Genomic DNA, 16,309 nt, shown 5'->3' on the forward strand with positions numbered 1-16,309 from the left:
GGCTGGTGGGAGCGGGAGCCGAGGCCGAAGCAGCGCCGTATGCCTCACCCCGTATGCCTCACGCCGTGTGCCGAGGGAGCGAGAGCACGTGGGCGGAGCACGCCGAAAGAGCACGCCGACGGCCGCCGCCGAGCAGGACCGTCCCAGGCGTCTGCGGGCGTGGATGCTGGAGGGGCTGTCCGACATGGCGAAGGTCGGCCCGCACGCCGCCCCCGCCCAGGACGCGGCTCCCGAACCCGTGGGCCACCAGGGGCAGCGCTGGTGGCGGGTGATGTGCCTGACCGGTGTCGACTACTTCTCCACCCTCGGCTACCAGCCCGGTATCGCCGCGCTCGCCGCGGGGCTGCTCTCCCCGATCGCCACCCTCGTGCTGGTCCTCGTCACCCTCGCCGGGGCGCTTCCCGTCTACCGCCGCGTCGCCGAGGAGAGCCCCCACGGCGAGGGCTCGATCGCGATGCTCGAACGCCTGCTGTCCTTCTGGCAGGGCAAGCTCTTCGTCCTGACCCTGCTCGGTTTCGCCGCCACCGACTTCCTGATCACCATCACCCTCTCCGCCGCCGACGCCGCCACCCACCTCGTCGAGAACCCCCATCTCACCTCCGCCCTCCACAGCCACCAGACGCTGATCACCCTCGTCCTGGTCGCCCTGCTCGGCGCGGTCTTCCTCAAGGGCTTCCTCGAGGCCGTGGGCGTCGCCTTCGCCCTGGTCGCCCTGTACCTCGCCCTCAACGCCGTGGTGGTCGTCACCGGCCTGTGGCACGTGGCCACCGCGGAGCACGTCGTCACCGACTGGGGCACCGCCCTCACCGCCCAGCACGGCGACGTCCTCGTCATGGTCGGCGTCGCGCTCCTCGTCTTCCCCAAGCTCGCCCTCGGCCTGTCCGGCTTCGAGACCGGCGTGGCCGTCATGCCGCACGTCAGGGGCGGACCCGCCGACACCGAGGAACGGCCCGCCGGCCGCATCCGCGACACCAAGAAGCTCCTGACCACGGCCGCCGTCGTCATGAGCGTCTTCCTCATCGCCACCAGCTTCATCACCACCCTCCTCATCCCGGAGAAGGAGTTCCGGCCCGGCGGACAGGCCAACGGCCGCGCCCTGGCCTATCTGGCCCACACCTACCTCGGCAACGCCTTCGGCACCCTCTACGACGCCTCCACCATCGCCATCCTCTGGTTCGCGGGCGCCTCCGCCATGGCCGGCCTGCTCAACCTCATGCCCCGCTACCTGCCCCGCTACGGCATGGCCCCCCACTGGGCCCGGGCCGTCCGCCCCATGGTCCTGGTCTTCATCCTCATCGCGTTCCTCGTCACCTGGATCTTCGACGCGAACGTCGACGCCCAGGGCGGCGCCTACGCCACCGGCGTCCTCGTCCTGATCAGCTCGGCCGCCATCGCCGTCACCATCGCCGCCCGCAAGGCGCGCCAACGCGCCTGGACCGTCGCCTTCGCGGCCATCGCCGCCGTGTTCCTCTACACCACCGTCGCCAACGTCATCGAACGCCCCGACGGCGTCAAGATCGGTGCCTGCTTCATCGCCGGCATCATCCTGATCTCCCTGCTCTCCCGCCTCGCGCGCTCCTTCGAGCTCCGGGTGACCAGCGTGGCCCTCGACTCCATGGCCGAACGCTTCGTCCGCGACACCGCCAGCCGCCGTATCCGCTTCATCGCCAACGAACCCGACAACCGCGACCTCACCGAATACCGCTCCAAGATCGAGCAGATCCGCGCCGACAACGACCTCACCCCCGAACACGACCTCGTCTTCCTGGAGGTCACCATCGGCGACCCCTCCGAGTTCGAGAGCTGTCTGACCGTCCACGGCGAGGTGCTCCACGGCCGCTACCGCGTCCTCAGCCTCGAGTCCGCGTCCATCCCCAACGCCCTGGCCGCGTTCATGCTGCACGTGCGGGACACCACCGGCTGCATCCCCCACATCTACTTCGAGTGGACCGAGGGCAATCCGTTCGCCAACTTCCTGCGCTTCTTCCTCTTCGGCCAGGGCGAAGTCGCCCCCGTCACCCGGGAGGTCCTGCGCGAGGCCGAACCCGACCCGACCCGCCGCCCCCGCGTCCATGTCGGCTGAACGCGACCGGCGCCCCCCTCGCCACCGATCCGGCCCTCACCACCGGCCTCTGTCCCTCACCACCGGCCTCTGTCCCTCACCACCGGCCCGGCCCTCACCAACGGTCCGGCCCACAACCCCAGCCGGCCCTCACCACCGGCCCCGCCCTCACCACCGAACCCGCCCTCACCACCGGTGCAGCCCTCAGCGCCCGCCTGTCCCTCGCCGCCAGCCCGGCCCTCGCCGCCGAACCCGGCCTCACCGCCGGCCCGGCAAGCGCCCTCATCGGCGGCGCCGGTGGGCCTCCTCGCCGCTCGCCGCGCCCCCGCTCCGGACCGTGAAGCCGATGACGGCCCCGCCGCCCTCGCGCCGGGAGGCGAACGCCGCCCCGCCGTGCCAGACGGCCACGTCCTGCACGATCGACAGGCCGAGCCCCGAACCGGGCAGGCTGCGCGCGTCCGCCGCACGGTAGAAGCGGTCGAAGACGCGCAGCAGGTCGACCTCCTCGATGCCGGGCCCGCGGTCGAGCACCTCCACCCGGACGCCGCCGGCCTGCGGCGTCCTCCTCGGCTCGCCCCGCACCCCGGTCCTCGGCTCGGCGGCGTCCTCGTGCGGGAGCGGCCGCCGGGGGCCCGTGACGGCGATCTCGATCGGCGCCTCACCGTCCCGGTCGAACTTCGCCGCGTTCTCCAGCAGGTTCGACACCGCCCGTTGCAGGGACGTGGACCGACCGTCGACCGTCGTGTCGCCCCGCGCGTGGACGACGATGTCGCGTCCGGTGCGGCGCCGCACGATCGTCGCCGCGTCCTCCGCGAGATCGGCGAGCGACAGCCGCTGCACCGGCTCCGTGTCCGACTGCCCGGCCGCCAGGTCGACCAGCTCGTTGACCAGGTCGGTCAGCTCCCGGGACTCCAGCGCCAGGTCGGCGACGAGTTCCTCGCGGGCGGCCGGCGGCAGCTCGTCGATCCGGCGCAGCAGGGAGATGTTGGTCCGCAGCGAGGTCAGGGGGGTCCGCAGCTCGTGTCCCGCGTCCTGGACCAGGCGCCGCTGGTCCTCCTCGGACTGGGCCAGGCGCCCGAGCATCCGGTCGAAGGAGCGGCCGAGCCGGGCCACCTCGTCGTTGCCGGTGACCGGCACCTCGATGTTGCCGAGCCGCCGGGTGCGGGCCACGTCCTCGGCGGCACCGGCCAGCCGCACCAGCCGCCGGGTGATGCGGCGGGCGAGCCACCAGCCGAACAGGCCGGCGGCGATCACGACCGCGCCCATCAGCAGGGCCGTGCGCTGCTGGAGGCTGCGCAGCAGGTCCTCGGTGCTGCTGAGCTCCTGGGCGACCTGCACGGCGCCCTTGCCGCGGCCGAGCGCGACGGTGGCGACCCGGTAGACGTCCCCGTCGACGTCGACGTTCTTGTGCTCGACGAGCTTGCCCGCCGTGGCGGCCTCGGCGATCCGGGTGTCGTCGCCGCCGACGGGCAGCGCCGGATTGGAGTGGTCCACGACCGAACCGCCCGGCCCGAGGACCTGCACCACCGTGCGGGCGGGCCGGATGATGTCGTCGCGCGGGGTGTCGTGGTCCTTGACGGAGATGGCGAAGTCGTCCGGCTTGAGCTGCTTCTCGCCGACCTGGTCCTGGAGGTCGGCGACGACCTGCGCGAAGACGGTCTGCTGGTCCACCCGCACCAGGCGGGCGGCGGCGTCGTAGCTGAGGAAGCCGACGAGGACGGTGACACCGGCGGCGACGGCCGCGAACGACACGGTGAAGGTGGTCCGCAGCGAGGACACCTGCCGCAGCCGGGACCGCAGGCGCAGCCGGGCCCGGATCCCGCGCGGCAGGCGCCGCCACAGGCGCAGCCAGAATCCGGCGCCCGGCCGCTCGCCCGGTGCGGAGGGGGGAGGCACTAGTCCTCCCTCAGGACGTACCCCACGCCGCGCACCGTGTGGATGAGGGCCGGCGCCTGCGGTTCGTCGAGCTTGCGCCGCAGGTAGCCGACGTAGACGGCGAGGTTCTTGGAGCCGGGGCCGAAGTCGTAGCCCCAGATGCGGTCGTAGATGGTGGCGTGGTCGAGGACGATGCCGGCGTTGCGGGCGAGCAGTTCCAGCAGGTCGAACTCGGTCCGGGTGAGTTCGAGCTCCCGCTCGCCCCGCCAGGCGCGGCGCGCCTGTACGTCCATGCGCAGTCCGGCGACGGACACCTGGCCGGTGGGGATCTTCTCCTCCTCCTTGGCCTGGTCGAGGGGGGCGCCGTGGGTGCGGCGCAGCAGGGCCCGCAGCCTGGCGAACACCTCCTCGACGTCGAACGGCTTCACCACGTAGTCGTCCGCGCCCGCGTCCAGGCCCGCGATCCGGTCGGCGGTCTCCACCAGCGCGGTGAGCATCAGGATCGGGGTGCGGTCGCCCTCGGCGCGCAGGACCCGGCAGACCTGGAGGCCGTCGATGCCGGGCATCATCACATCGAGAACGAGCACGTCGGGCTGGGTGCGGTGGGCCTGGGCGAGGGCTTCCACCCCGTCGGCCACCGCGTTCACCTCGTAACCCTCCAGCGTCAGCGCGCGTTCCAGGGCATGGCGGATGGCGCGGTCGTCCTCGGCGAGCAGCACGGTCTGGGTCACCCCACCAGTCTGCCAAGCCCCAGGCGCCGCACCCGCGGGTGGATCAGTCCCCAGCCCCCTTCTTACCGGCATCTCACCGCTGGGGCCCGAGGCGGGTGCGGTCGGCCGCGCCGGTCCGTCCGGCGGGCGGTCGGGGCGGTTACGACGCCCCGCCCCCGGCGCGCGACGCCAGCGCCGCCAGCTGCTCCTCGAACGGCACCACCCGGAAGCCGTGCGCGCCCTCGGGCTCCCGGGGAGCGGGCGGCGCGGCGCCCATCAGGCCCGCCAGCTGCCCCGCCGCCCGTGCGATCCGCTCGGGCAGCCCCTCGGCGCCCCAGTCCTCGGAGGCCGCGTAGACGCCCGTCGGGGCGACGACGGCCCGCAGGTGGGAGAACAGCGGGCGCAGGGCGTGGTCCAGGACCAGGGAGTGGCGGGCGGTGCCGCCGGTCGCCGCGACGAGGACGGGCTTGCCCTCCAGCGCGTCCTTGTCGAGGACGTCGAAGAAGGACTTGAACAGTCCGCTGTACGACGCCGCGAACACCGGGGTGACGACGATCAGCCCGTCGGCCCGCCGCACCGCGTCCAGGGCCTCGGCCAGGGCCCGCCCCGGGAACCCGTTGGTGAGGTGGTGCGCGATCTCCACGGCGAGGTCGCGCAGCTCGACCACCCGGACGTCCACGGGGGCACGCTCCGCCACGGCGGCGGCCAGCCGGTCGGCCAGCAGCCGTGTGGACGAGGGGACGCTCAGCCCCGCCGAGACGACGACGAGCTTCACGCGGCCACCTCCTCGGCGGAGCCCCGGGCCGCGAGCAGCGACCGGTGGGTGGGGGCGTCCGGCACGTCGGCCGGGCGGCCCTTGGCGAACTCCTCGCGCAGCACCGGCACGACCTCCTCGCCGAGCAGGTCGATCTGCTCCAGCACGGTCTTCAGGGGCAGCCCGGCGTGGTCCATCAGGAAGAGCTGGCGCTGGTAGTCGCCCGCGTACGCGCGAAAGGCCAGCGTCTTCTCGATCACCTGCTGCGGCGACCCCACCGTCAGCGGGGTCTGCTCGGTGAACTCCTCCAGGGACGGCCCGTGCCCGTAGACCGGGGCGTTGTCGAAGTAGGGGCGGAACTCGCGCACCGCGTCCTGGGAGTTCCTGCGCATGAACACCTGTCCGCCCAGGCCCACGATCGCCTGCTCGGGGGTGCCGTGGCCGTAGTGCGCGTAGCGCTCCCGGTACAGCTCGACCATGGCCTTGGTGTGGTCGGCGGGCCAGAAGATGTTGTTGTGGAAGAAGCCGTCGCCGTAGTACGCGGCCTGCTCGGCGATCTCCGGGGAGCGGATGGAGCCGTGCCAGACGAACGGCGGTATGCCGTCCAGGGGGCGGGGCGTGGAGGTGAAGCCCTGGAGCGGGCTGCGGAACGTGCCCTTCCAGTTCACCACGTCCTCGCGCCACAGCCGGTGCAGCAGGGCGTAGTTCTCGATCGCGAGGTTGATGCCCTGGCGGATGTCCTGACCGAACCAGGGGTAGACGGGGCCCGTGTTGCCGCGCCCCGTCATGAGGTCCACCCGACCGTCCGCGAGCTGCTGGAGCATCGCGAAGTCCTCGGCGATCTTCACCGGGTCGTTGGTGGTGATGAGGGTGGTGGAGGTGGAGAGGACCAGCTTCTCGGTCCGCGCGGCTATGTAGCCGAGCATGGTGGTCGGCGAGGACGGCACGAACGGCGGGTTGTGGTGCTCGCCGGTGGCGAAGACGTCGAGGCCGACCTCCTCGGCCTTCAGCGCGATGGCGACCATGGCCTTGATCCGCTCGCGCTCGGTCGGCGTCCGCCCCGTGGTCGGGTCCATGGTGACGTCACCGACGCTGAAGATCCCGAACTGCATGTCCGCTCACACCTTCCGAGTGGTTGATAATTCAACTATACACTCGGAACGACAGAGCCCTCCGCGCTATTCCGCGCCCGACACCCGGCAGCCGGGGGCTCAGAAGGTGTACCGGACCCCGGTCTCCAGGACGACCACCTGCTGACGGTCGGCGCCGGGGTCCCGGTCCGCCGCGTCCCCGGCCGCCAGGGAGTCGATCTCCATGCTCACCTCGTCGGCCGTCGGATCCGCGAGCCGCACGCGCACATGGATCTCCGCGCCCCTGCCGTGCCCGGCGACGGCCCCCGCACGGCACAGCACCACGCTCGTGGCGTCGTGCCGCTCGCAGCCGTCCGGCAGCCGCTGCTCGTCCGCGAGCGGCACGGACCAGCGCAGCCGCACGGTGGCGCCGACGACGGGCGCGGCACCGCTGTTCCACGGGGTGAGCCGTACGTTGACCTCGCCGCGCCCCATGTCCACGTACCCGTGATACGCGAGCCCGAGCCCGGCCCCGCCCGGCAGGGCCACCGCGGGCACGGCCGACCCCGCGGCCAGGACCGCACCCACCACGCCGGACACCCACGCCTTGCTCGCCGCTGCCACCACTGCCGCCACTCCCGTCACATCGTCCGCGTACGCCCTGGTCTCACCGCATGTATGCCACGCGACCGGCACGGCAGGCGCCGCCGGGCAGGTGACCCACGGCCCGGGGCGGGCGGCGTGCGACAGTGACCGCATGCTGCTCCTGCGCTCGATCACCCTGTTCGTCGTCGCCGCGCTGTTCGAGATCGGCGGCGCCTGGCTCGTCTGGCAGGGAGTGCGGGAACACCGCGGCTGGCTGTGGATCGGGGCGGGCGTCATCGCGCTCGGCGCCTACGGCTTCGTCGCCACCCTCCAGCCGGACGCGCACTTCGGCCGCATCCTGGCCGCGTACGGCGGCATCTTCGTGGCGGGCTCGCTGGCCTGGGGCATGGTCGCGGACGGCTACCGCCCGGACCGCTGGGACGTGACCGGCGCCCTGATCTGCCTGGCGGGCATGGCCATGATCATGTGGGCACCGAGAAGCGGCGCCTGAGGGCGACGACCTAGGCTGGTCGTCAGGAGGGCCGCCGTACCGGCCCCCGCACCGCACCGCCCGTATGCCCCGCGCCGACCCGAGGAGCACCCCATGCCCGCCCCCGCATCCCGCATCGCCGTCGTCACCGGGGCGAGCAGCGGCATCGGTGCCGCCACCGCGCGGGCGCTGGCCGAAGCCGGCTACCGCGTCGTGCTCACCGCGCGCCGCAAGGACCGCATCGAGGCGGTCGCCGAGGAGATCCGCACGGCCGGGCACTCGGCGACGGCCTACCAGCTGGACGTGACGGACCGCGCGGCGGTGGACGAGTTCGCCACCGCGTTCCAGACCATCGGCGTCCTGGTCAACAACGCCGGCGGCGCGCTCGGCGCCGACCCGGTCGCCACCGGCGACCCGGGCCACTGGCGCACGATGTACGAGACGAACGTCATCGGCGTGCTGAACCTGACCCAGGCCCTGCTCCCCAAGCTGGAGGCGAGCGGCGACGGCACGGTGGTGGTCGTGTCCTCCACCGCGGGCCACGGCACCTACGAGGGCGGCGGGGGCTACGTCGCCGCCAAGCACGGCGCCCACGTCCTCGCCGAGACCCTCCGCCTGGAGATCGTCGACAAGCCGGTGCGCGTCATCGAGATCGCCCCCGGCATGGTCAAGACCGACGAGTTCGCCCTGACCCGCTTCGGCGGCGACACGGAGAAGGCGGAGAAGGTCTACGCGGGCGTGGCGGAGCCGCTCACCGCCGAGGACGTGGCGGAGACGATCGCCTGGACGATCACCCGCCCCAGCCACGTCAACGTGGACCTCCTGGTCCTGCGCCCCCGCGCCCAGGCCTCGAACACCAAGGTCCACCGGGAACTGTGACCCCGGCGCCGCCCTGAAGTGACCGGTCCCGGGTCCCCCCGTCTCCCCGGGACCCGGAACCGCTCAGCCCTTGACGCAGACGAGCTGCTTGAGGTGCGCCGCGACCTCCACCAGGTCCCGCTGCTGCTCGATGACCTGCTCGATCGGCTTGTACGCGCCCGGGATCTCGTCCACGACACCGGAGTCCTTGCGGCACTCCACGCCCCGCGTCTGCTCCTCCAGGTCCTTGGTCGTGAACCGGCGCTTGGCCGCGTTGCGGCTCATCCGGCGGCCCGCACCGTGCGACGCGGAGTTGAAGGCCCTCTCGTTGCCGAGGCCCTTCACGATGTACGAGCCCGTGCCCATGGAGCCCGGGATGATGCCGTACTCGCCGACCCCGGCGCGGATCGCGCCCTTGCGGGTGACCAGCAGGTCCATGTCCTCGTACCGCTCCTCGGCCACGTAGTTGTGGTGGCAGGAGATCTCCGGCTCGAACAGCGGCTTCGCCTTCTTGAACTCCTTGCGGACCACGTCCTTCAGGAGCGCCATCATGAGGGTGCGGTTGTACCTGGCGTACTCCTGCGCCCAGAACAGGTCGTTGCGGTAGGCCGCCATCTGCGGGGTGTCCGAGACGAAGACCGCGAGGTCCCGGTCGACCAGGCCCTGGTTGTGCGGCAGCTTCTGCGCCACGCCGATGTGGTGCTCGGCGAGCTCCTTGCCGATGTTGCGGGACCCGGAGTGCAGCATCAACCAGACGCAGCCCTCCGTGTCGAGGCAGAACTCCACGAAGTGGTTTCCCGACCCCAGCGTGCCCATCTGCTTGTGGGCCCGCTCCTCCCGGAACCGCACCGCCTCCGCGACGCCGTCGAACCGCCCCCAGAACCCGTCCCACCCGGCCGTGGCCAGGCCGTGGAACCCTGCCGGGTCCACGGGGTCGTCATGCATGCCCCGGCCCACCGGGATCGCCTGCTCGATCTTCGACCGCAGCCGTGACAGGTCGCCGGGCAGGTCGTTCGCGGTCAGCGACGTCTTCACCGCCGACATCCCGCACCCGATGTCCACCCCCACCGCCGCAGGGCACACGGCCCCCTGCATGGCGATCACGGAGCCGACCGTCGCGCCCTTGCCGTAGTGGACGTCCGGCATCACCGCGAGGCCCTTGATCCACGGCAGCGTCGACACGTTCTGGAGCTGCCGCAGCGCGACGTCCTCGACCGTCGCCGGGTCCGTCCACATCCGGATGGGTACCTTCGCCCCCGGCATCTCTATGTATGACATTTCACCCTCATTCCCCCGGCAACCAACAGAAGTAAAACAAAAGTCTTGTAACGCAAAACCGGAGCACAGGTCTACGTAACGGACAGCGGACCGGCATCCACGGCAGTGCGTGCGATACACATTGTCTCCAGGGTGCCGCCCCGTGCGGCAACCGAATAAGCAGCGGACACACCCCACCCCGACGCCGTCGAGAGGAGCCTCACCGTGCAGCGGAAGGCGTACGTACCGGGCGCCGCGGCCCTCCTCGCGGCCCTGCTGACCGCCTGCACCGGCGGTTCCGGCAGCGGCGACGCGGCGCCGGACTCCAAGGCGGGCGACTCCACCGCGAGCGCGCCCGCGGCCCAGCCCGGCCGGTACCGCAGCCTGTCCGACGCCTGCGCCGCGGTGCGGCACGACACCCTCGACGCGCTCCTGCCGGGGATCAGGCAGACGCCGGACCAGGAGCAGCGCGACCGGGCCTACCAGGGCGACGCCGTGCCCACGTACAACAACGACCGGCGTTCGGCCTGCCGCTGGAAGGCCGAGTCCGGCTCCGCGACGGACCACCTGTCCGTCGACTTCGAGCGCGTGGTGTCGTACGACAACACGGTCTCCGACGACGACCGGGCCGACCAGGTGTACGCGGGCAAGGCGAAGGCCGCGAACATCCCGGACGCGAGCGCGACCAGCGGCGCCCCGGGCGGCAGCGGCACGGCGGACGCCGGCGGCACCCCCTCCGGGTCCGCGTCCTCGTCGTCCTCCCCGCCGCCGTCCCGGTCCGTGACCCCCTCCTCGTCCGCCTCCGCGCCCTCCGGGTCCGCCTCGCCGTCCACGGCCACCCCCTCCGGACCCCCCGCGGACCTCCAGCCGCGGACGCTGGACGACCTCGGCGACGAGGCGTTCCTGGACGACCGGCTCGGCACCACCCAGCAGCGCACGGTGACTGTGGTGTTCCGCACGTCCAACGTGATCGTGACCATCGAGTACGACGAGCAGCCGGCCACCACGACGACCGTCCCGGACAGCAAGGACATGCAGGACAAGGCCAGGAAACTGGCTCAGCAGCTGGACGGCTCGCTCGGCTGACGGACCCCGGCGTCCACGGCCGGCCAGGGAACCGAACCCCGTACCGCACACGTCACCACCGCGTACCGTGGCCCCTCGGACCCGATCCGACCGCACGATCCACGAGCGTCATTGAGTGAAGGAACCATGCACCGACCTGCACAGCGAGACCAGCTCGACCAGCGAGATCAGCGCGACCGGCTCGATCCCCTCGGTGAGGGCGAGCGCCGGCCGGACCGCCGGGGCGCCGGCCTTCGCCGCCTCCTCGTCTGCGCGGCGGCCGTGCCGGCCGTGCTCGTCGCCGCCGGCTGCTCCTCCTCCTCCTCGTCCTCCGACGCCGGCTCCACGCCGAGCGGCACCGGGCAGCAGAGCTCCGCGGGGCAGCCCTCGCAGAGCACCTCGTCGGCGCCCGCGGTGCGGCCGGCCGTCTACGGCAAGCTGCCCGACCCGTGCTCGGCGGTGTCCGGCAAGACACTGGGCGACCTGGTGCCGAAGAGCGCCAAGTCCGGCAAGAAGGGGTCGTCGAACGACCCGTCCGACCGTGGCAGCTGCTCGTGGACGAGCCTGCAGAACAACGGCGTCAAGGGCTCGCAGTTCCGCTGGCTGAACATATCCCTGCTGCGCTTCGACTCGGACGCCGCGCGCGGCGACGGCAACAAGCGGGCGCAGGAGTACTACGCGGACCAGGTGAAGGACGCCCAGTCCGCCACGGGCGCGAAGAACACCAAGGCGGAGGCGGCCACCGGGGTGGGCGACCAGGCGACGGCGGTGCGCTACGACCTGAAGAAGAAGGAAGGCGCCTTCAAGCAGCAGACGGTGGTGGCACGCGCCCAGAACGTCGTCATCAGCGTCGACTACAACGGCGCGGGCCTGGCCGGGGACAAGACCCCGGACGCCGACGACCTGGCCAAGGCGGCGGTGCGGGCCGCCAAGGAGGCCGTGTCCGCGGTGACGGCGGCCAACCACGGCGACGGCGGCGCGAGCGAGGCCCCGTCGAAGGGCGCGTCCCCGTCGAAGTCCGCGTCGGCGGACCCGTCCCACAGCGCTGCGAAGGGCTCGGCGAAGGACGCGTCGCCGTCCGCCTCCGCTTCGGCCGCGAAGAAGGACTGACCGGACCGGGTTCCACCCGAACCGGCCACCCGTGCGCGGCAGGCATGTGCCACCCTGTTGCGCGCAACAACACGCAAAGGGAGGGGAGTCCAGGTGGCCGCGCCACTGCAGTTGACTCGGATGCACCGCGTGCTCATAGGCGTGGTGGTCACCGGTGCCGTCGTCATCGCCGGGATCGGCTTCGCGGGCTCGTACGCCGCCGTACGCGCCCTGGCCCTCAAGAAGGGCTTCGGCGACTTCAGCTATGTCTTCCCGATCGGCATCGACGCGGGCATCTGCGTCCTGCTGGCCCTCGACCTGCTGCTGACCTGGATCCGCATCCCCTTCCCCCTGCTGCGTCAGACCGCGTGGCTGCTGACGGCGGCGACCATCGCGTTCAACGGCGCGGCGGCCTGGCCGGACCCGCTGGGTGTGGGGATGCACGCGGTGATCCCGGTGCTGTTCGTGGTCGCGGTCGAGGCGGCCCGGCACGCGGTCGGACGGATCGCGGACATCACCGCGGACAAGCACATGGAGGGCGTGCGCCTCACCCGCTGGCTGCTCTCCCCGCTGCCCACGTTCCTGCTGTGGCGCCGGATGAAACTGTGGGAACTGCGTTCCTACGAGCAGGTGATCAAGCTGGAGCAGGAACGTCTCGTCTACCAGGCCCGGCTGCGTTCCCGGTTCGGCCGCGCCTGGCGCCGCAAGGCTCCGGTGGAGTCGCTCATGCCGCTGCGCCTGGCGCGTTACGGCGTCCCGCTGGCGGAGACGGCCCCCTCGGGTCTCGCGGCGGCGGGCATCGAGCCGCAGCTGATCCCGGCCGTCGCGGCCACGCAGCCCGAGACCGTCGCGGTCGCTCCGGCCGCCGCGCCCGCGGCCGGCGAGCTGGAGTCCGGGGCACCGCAGCCGCCCCAGGCACCCCAGACACCGCAGGCACCGCAGGCACCCCAAGCGCCGCAGCCCTCCGGAGCCCCGGGGCAGCCCCCGGCCGGCGCGGAGGCGTCGAGCCAGTGGTTCCAGACGCATCCGCAGGCGCAGCAGTACCACGGCGGCTACGACCCGAACTTCCAGCCGCCCTCGTACGACCCGGAGCAGCAGGACCAGCCCTGGTGGTACGAGAACCAGTTGCAGCACATCCCCGTGCCCCAGCCCCGCTCACCCGAACCCGACGCCGAGACCCAGCAGACCCAGGCCCAGGCCCAGGCCCAGGCGCAGGGGCAGGCGCAGGGGCAGGCGCAGGAGCAGACGGCGGCCCCCCGGCCCCAGGACTCCGAGGCGACCGACGCGACCGAGCCCCCGTTCCAGGTGCCGAACGGGGCCGGCGGCATGCGCCCCATGGGCGAGGGCGTGCAGGAGGCGACACCCTCGGACGAGGAGCTGTACCAGGTCTTCCGGCAGTCGATCGCGGGCGAGGGCATGCCGACGCCCGGCGCCTTCGCCGCCAACGTCGAGGCCGCCTACGGGCTGCGCCTGAAGTCCCGTGAACTGAACCAGTACATGGACCAGTTCGCCGCCCGCCTCAACAGCGAGCTGATGGAGGACCACATCGCGTAGCGCCGGTGGCGCGGCGTGAGGCCGGGACCCGGGTCCCGGCCTCACGCGTGTCACATCCGGCCGGCGACCGCCTACGGCCCCGCTACACCCTTGCGGCGCATGGGCGGCAGTCCTTGGGGCTGTCCGGCTCTGAGGGCGGTCCCGCAATCCCCAGCGGGCGCGCGGGATTACGGGACAGCCCTCAGCCGACCTCGTCGCAGGTCTCGCGCAGATGGCCCTTGTCGCCGCCGGGCACGAGGTCCAGGTCCCGTCGGACGATGCTCATCCTGTCGCCCCAGCCCCGGCACGCCTTCCTCATGCCGCCCTCGGTGTACTCGATCACGAGCACGTGGTCGCCGAACGCCGCGGCGTAGTCCCCGCATTCGTCGTACTGGCCGCATTCCTCCACCACCGCGAAGTCGGCGCCGACCGTCCTGCGGGCGGCAGCGAGCTGCGGGGTGTTCTTCTGGCCGACGGCCAGGCCCTTGGCGTGCGCGTGGGCGGCCAGCAGGGAGAGGAGCGCCTTCGCGTCGTCCGCGGCGAGCAGCCCTCGGGGCACACGGGTGTAGCTGTCGTAGTTGTCCGGATCGACCGCCCGATAGCCCTTGGCCGCGCACCCGTCGATCCAGGTGTTCACCTTCCGCGCGATCCGCTCGCGCTTGGCGCCGGTGCGGACGTCGAGCATCGCCTCCCCCCACTCCTTGTCCATGACGACCTTGCCCGCCGTGTCGCGCAGCAGCAGATCGGCGTCCCACTCCTTCTCCGCGCCCGGCTGGGCCTGGAAGGCGTTGACGTAGCAGATGTTGTACTTCCCCGGCGCGGGCGGCGCCGTGTGGTCGCGGACCACGACGGACACCCCGGCCGGCGGGGTGGAGGGGCCGCCGAGCTGGTAGTCGAAGCCCGCGTGGACGGGCGGAGGCGCCACCTCGGCGGGGCCCTTGGCCGGGCCCCCGGACGAGGGCGGCGCCTCCCCCGGGTGCCCACCGCTCGCACAGGCCGTGGCGGCGAACAGGGCGGCGGCGACCGACAGCGCGAGCGCCACGGCCGATCGACGGGGAAGGATCCGGACACGCATGCTCGGCACACTCCATCGGTTCGTCAGGCGGACAAGAAGAAGGGGAGACAGGCCGCCGCGCACAGCGCGAGGCCCCCGTACGGCGTCATCGCACCGTACGGGGGCCTCGTGTCGCTCGGCCCGGGGCCGTCAGCGCGTCGTCACGCGCCCAGCAGGGTCCGCACCCGGTCCTGGCCCACGGCCAGCAGCAGCGTGGGCAGGCGCGGGCCGGTGTCCCGGCCGACCAGCAGGGTGTACAGCAGCACGAAGAACGTCCGCTGGGCCGTCTTGATCTCCGGCGGCAGCTCCTTGGGCGTCGCGTCGGCGGAGAAGCCGGCCTGGACCTTCGGGACGCCGTAGACGAGGTGGCTGAGCCCGTCCAGCGACCAGTGCTCGGCGAGCCCGTCGAGCAGCAGGCGCAGCGAGCCCCGGTCCTGCTCGTCCAGGGACTTCAGCAGCTCGGCGTCGGGCTCGGCGCGCACGATGGTGCGCTGGTCGGCCGGGACCTGGGTGTTGATCCAGGCCTCGGCCTTGTCGTACCGCGGCCGGGCCTCGTCCAGCGAGCCGAGCGGGTTCGCGGGGTCCAGCTCGGACAGGATGCGCAGCGCCTGGTCCTGGTGCCCGGCGGTGATGTCGGCGACGGAGGCGAGGGTGCGGTAGGACAGCGGGCGCGCGGTGGCGGGCAGCGCACCGGCGGCCGTCCCGGTCGCCCGGGTGTGCGCGGCCACGTCACCGGGCAGCGCGGAGCCGTCGGCGACCTTGGCCTCCAGCTTGTCCCACTCGTCGTAGAGCCGCTGGATCTCCTGGTCGAAGGCGATCTTGAAGGACTGGTTGGGGCGGCGGCGGGCGTAGAGCCAACGCAGGATCTGCGGCTCCATGATCTTCAGCGCGTCGCCGGGCGTCGGCACGCCGCCCTTGGACGAGGACATCTTCGCCATGCCGCTGATGCCCACGAAGGCGTACATCGGGCCGATGGGCTGCTGCCCGCCGAAGATCCCGACGATCTGGCCGCCGACCTGGAAGCTGGAGCCCGGCGAGGAGTGGTCGACGCCGCTCGGCTCGAACACGACGCCCTCGTACGCCCACCGCATCGGCCAGTCGACCTTCCAGACCAGCTTGCCGCGGTTGAACTCGCTCAACCGCACGGTCTCGGCGAAGCCGCACTCCGTGCACGTGTACGCCAGCTCGGTGGTCTCGTCGTCGTAGGACGTGACCGTGGTGAGGTCCTTGCCGCAGCCGCCGCAGTACGGCTTGTACGGGAAGTAGCCGGCGGAGCCCGCGCTGCCGTCGTCCTCGGCGGCGGCGCCCGAGCCCTCGGCCGCCTCCAGCTCCGCCTCGTCCACGGGCTTCTGCTGCTGCTTCTTGCCGACGGCCTTGGGCTTGGTCCGGTACTGGTCCAGGATCGCGTCGATGTCGGCCCGGTGCTTCATGGCGTGCAGGACCTGCTCGCGGTAAGTGCCCGAGGTGTACTGCTCCGTCTGGCTGATTCCGTCGAACTCGACGCCCATCTCGGCGAGCGCGGCGACCATGGCGGCCTTGAAGTGCTCGGCCCAGTTCGGGTACGCGGAGCCCTCGGGGGCCGGGACCGAGGTCAGCGGCTTGCCGATGTGCGCGGCCCAGGACTCGTCGACACCGTCGATGCCCCGGGGCACCTTGCGGTAGCGGTCGTAGTCGTCCCAGGAGATGAGGTGCCGCACCTGGTGGCCCCGGCGGCGGACCTCGTCGGCGACGAGATGCGGGGTCATGACCTCGCGCAGGTTGCCCAGGTGGATGGGTCCGGAGGGGGACAGGCCCGAGGCGACGACGACCGGTTTGCCCGGGGCCCGACGCTCCGACTCCTCGATGACCTCATCCGCGAAACGGGAGACCCAGTCGGTGGTCTCGGTGCTCTGAGCCACGATCGGCAC

At 72.3% G+C, this 16,309-nt stretch carries 14 protein-coding genes; 6 read left to right on the forward strand and 8 right to left on the reverse strand.

Annotated features, from left to right (window positions below):
- Positions 1 to 163: 163 nt before the first annotated feature.
- Positions 164 to 2,083 (forward strand): amino acid transporter, encoded by a 1,920-nt coding sequence (locus AB0C59_RS01625; RefSeq protein ID WP_363000157.1) that lies wholly within the window; start codon positions 164 to 166, stop codon positions 2,081 to 2,083.
- Positions 2,084 to 2,344: 261 nt separating this feature from the next.
- Here the strand turns inward: AB0C59_RS01625 and AB0C59_RS01630 are convergent, their stop codons facing one another.
- From AB0C59_RS01630 to AB0C59_RS01650, 5 genes are all read right to left on the reverse strand, one after another.
- The gene (locus tag AB0C59_RS01630) at positions 2,345 to 3,880 is read right to left on the reverse strand and encodes a HAMP domain-containing sensor histidine kinase (protein WP_363000158.1); all 1,536 of its coding nucleotides are present in this window, start codon (positions 3,878 to 3,880) and stop codon (positions 2,345 to 2,347) included.
- Positions 3,881 to 3,957: 77 nt separating this feature from the next.
- Positions 3,958 to 4,656, reverse strand: coding sequence for a response regulator transcription factor (locus AB0C59_RS01635; protein ID WP_363000159.1), 699 nt, complete (start codon positions 4,654 to 4,656; stop codon positions 3,958 to 3,960).
- Between the two features lie 151 nt (positions 4,657 to 4,807).
- The gene (locus AB0C59_RS01640) at positions 4,808 to 5,422 is read right to left on the reverse strand and encodes an FMN reductase (RefSeq protein WP_363000095.1); all 615 of its coding nucleotides are present in this window, start codon (positions 5,420 to 5,422) and stop codon (positions 4,808 to 4,810) included.
- Positions 5,419 to 6,513, reverse strand: a complete 1,095-nt coding sequence (locus AB0C59_RS01645) for an LLM class flavin-dependent oxidoreductase (RefSeq protein ID WP_363000096.1) — start codon at positions 6,511 to 6,513, stop codon at positions 5,419 to 5,421. Before AB0C59_RS01645 ends, AB0C59_RS01640 begins: the two co-directional genes overlap by 4 nt.
- Positions 6,514 to 6,612: 99 nt before the next feature.
- Complete coding sequence (locus AB0C59_RS01650; RefSeq protein WP_363000097.1) at positions 6,613 to 7,230, reverse strand: hypothetical protein; 618 nt, start codon at positions 7,228 to 7,230, stop codon at positions 6,613 to 6,615.
- Between AB0C59_RS01650 and AB0C59_RS01655 the strand changes: the two genes are divergently transcribed.
- The gene (locus AB0C59_RS01655; protein WP_363000098.1) at positions 7,229 to 7,567 is read left to right on the forward strand and encodes a YnfA family protein; all 339 of its coding nucleotides are present in this window, start codon (positions 7,229 to 7,231) and stop codon (positions 7,565 to 7,567) included. The two genes, AB0C59_RS01650 and AB0C59_RS01655, sit on opposite strands and share 2 nt — an antisense overlap.
- 93 nt (positions 7,568 to 7,660) lie before the next feature.
- The gene (locus AB0C59_RS01660) at positions 7,661 to 8,425 is read left to right on the forward strand and encodes an SDR family oxidoreductase (RefSeq protein WP_363000099.1); all 765 of its coding nucleotides are present in this window, start codon (positions 7,661 to 7,663) and stop codon (positions 8,423 to 8,425) included.
- 63 nt (positions 8,426 to 8,488) lie between these two features.
- Here AB0C59_RS01660 and AB0C59_RS01665 read toward each other — a convergent pair whose 3' ends face one another.
- Positions 8,489 to 9,682: an RtcB family protein gene (locus tag AB0C59_RS01665; protein WP_363000100.1), complete on the reverse strand. Its 1,194-nt coding sequence runs from the start codon at positions 9,680 to 9,682 to the stop codon at positions 8,489 to 8,491.
- Between the two features lie 204 nt (positions 9,683 to 9,886).
- On the opposite strand from AB0C59_RS01665, the gene AB0C59_RS01670 reads away from it, so the two are divergent.
- The 3 genes from AB0C59_RS01670 (at position 9,887) to AB0C59_RS01680 (ending at position 13,369) form a co-directional block, all read left to right on the forward strand.
- Entirely contained in the window at positions 9,887 to 10,747 is an 861-nt protein-coding gene (locus AB0C59_RS01670) for a DUF3558 domain-containing protein (protein ID WP_363000101.1), read from the forward strand.
- Positions 10,748 to 10,873: 126 nt separating this feature from the next.
- A complete protein-coding gene (locus AB0C59_RS01675; protein WP_363000102.1) occupies positions 10,874 to 11,836 on the forward strand; it encodes a DUF3558 domain-containing protein in 963 nt (320 codons plus the stop codon).
- 93 nt (positions 11,837 to 11,929) lie between these two features.
- Entirely contained in the window at positions 11,930 to 13,369 is a 1,440-nt protein-coding gene (locus tag AB0C59_RS01680) for a DUF2637 domain-containing protein (RefSeq protein ID WP_363000103.1), read from the forward strand.
- Between the two features lie 181 nt (positions 13,370 to 13,550).
- Here the strand turns inward: AB0C59_RS01680 and AB0C59_RS01685 are convergent, their stop codons facing one another.
- Positions 13,551 to 14,423, reverse strand: coding sequence for an endo alpha-1,4 polygalactosaminidase (locus AB0C59_RS01685; protein ID WP_363000104.1), 873 nt, complete (start codon positions 14,421 to 14,423; stop codon positions 13,551 to 13,553).
- Positions 14,424 to 14,563: 140 nt separating this feature from the next.
- A complete protein-coding gene (gene lysS, locus AB0C59_RS01690; protein WP_363000105.1) occupies positions 14,564 to 16,309 on the reverse strand; it encodes a lysine--tRNA ligase in 1,746 nt (581 codons plus the stop codon).

Source organism: Streptomyces sp. NPDC048664 (genome assembly GCF_040650555.1).
GTDB lineage: Bacteria > Actinomycetota > Actinomycetes > Streptomycetales > Streptomycetaceae > Streptomyces.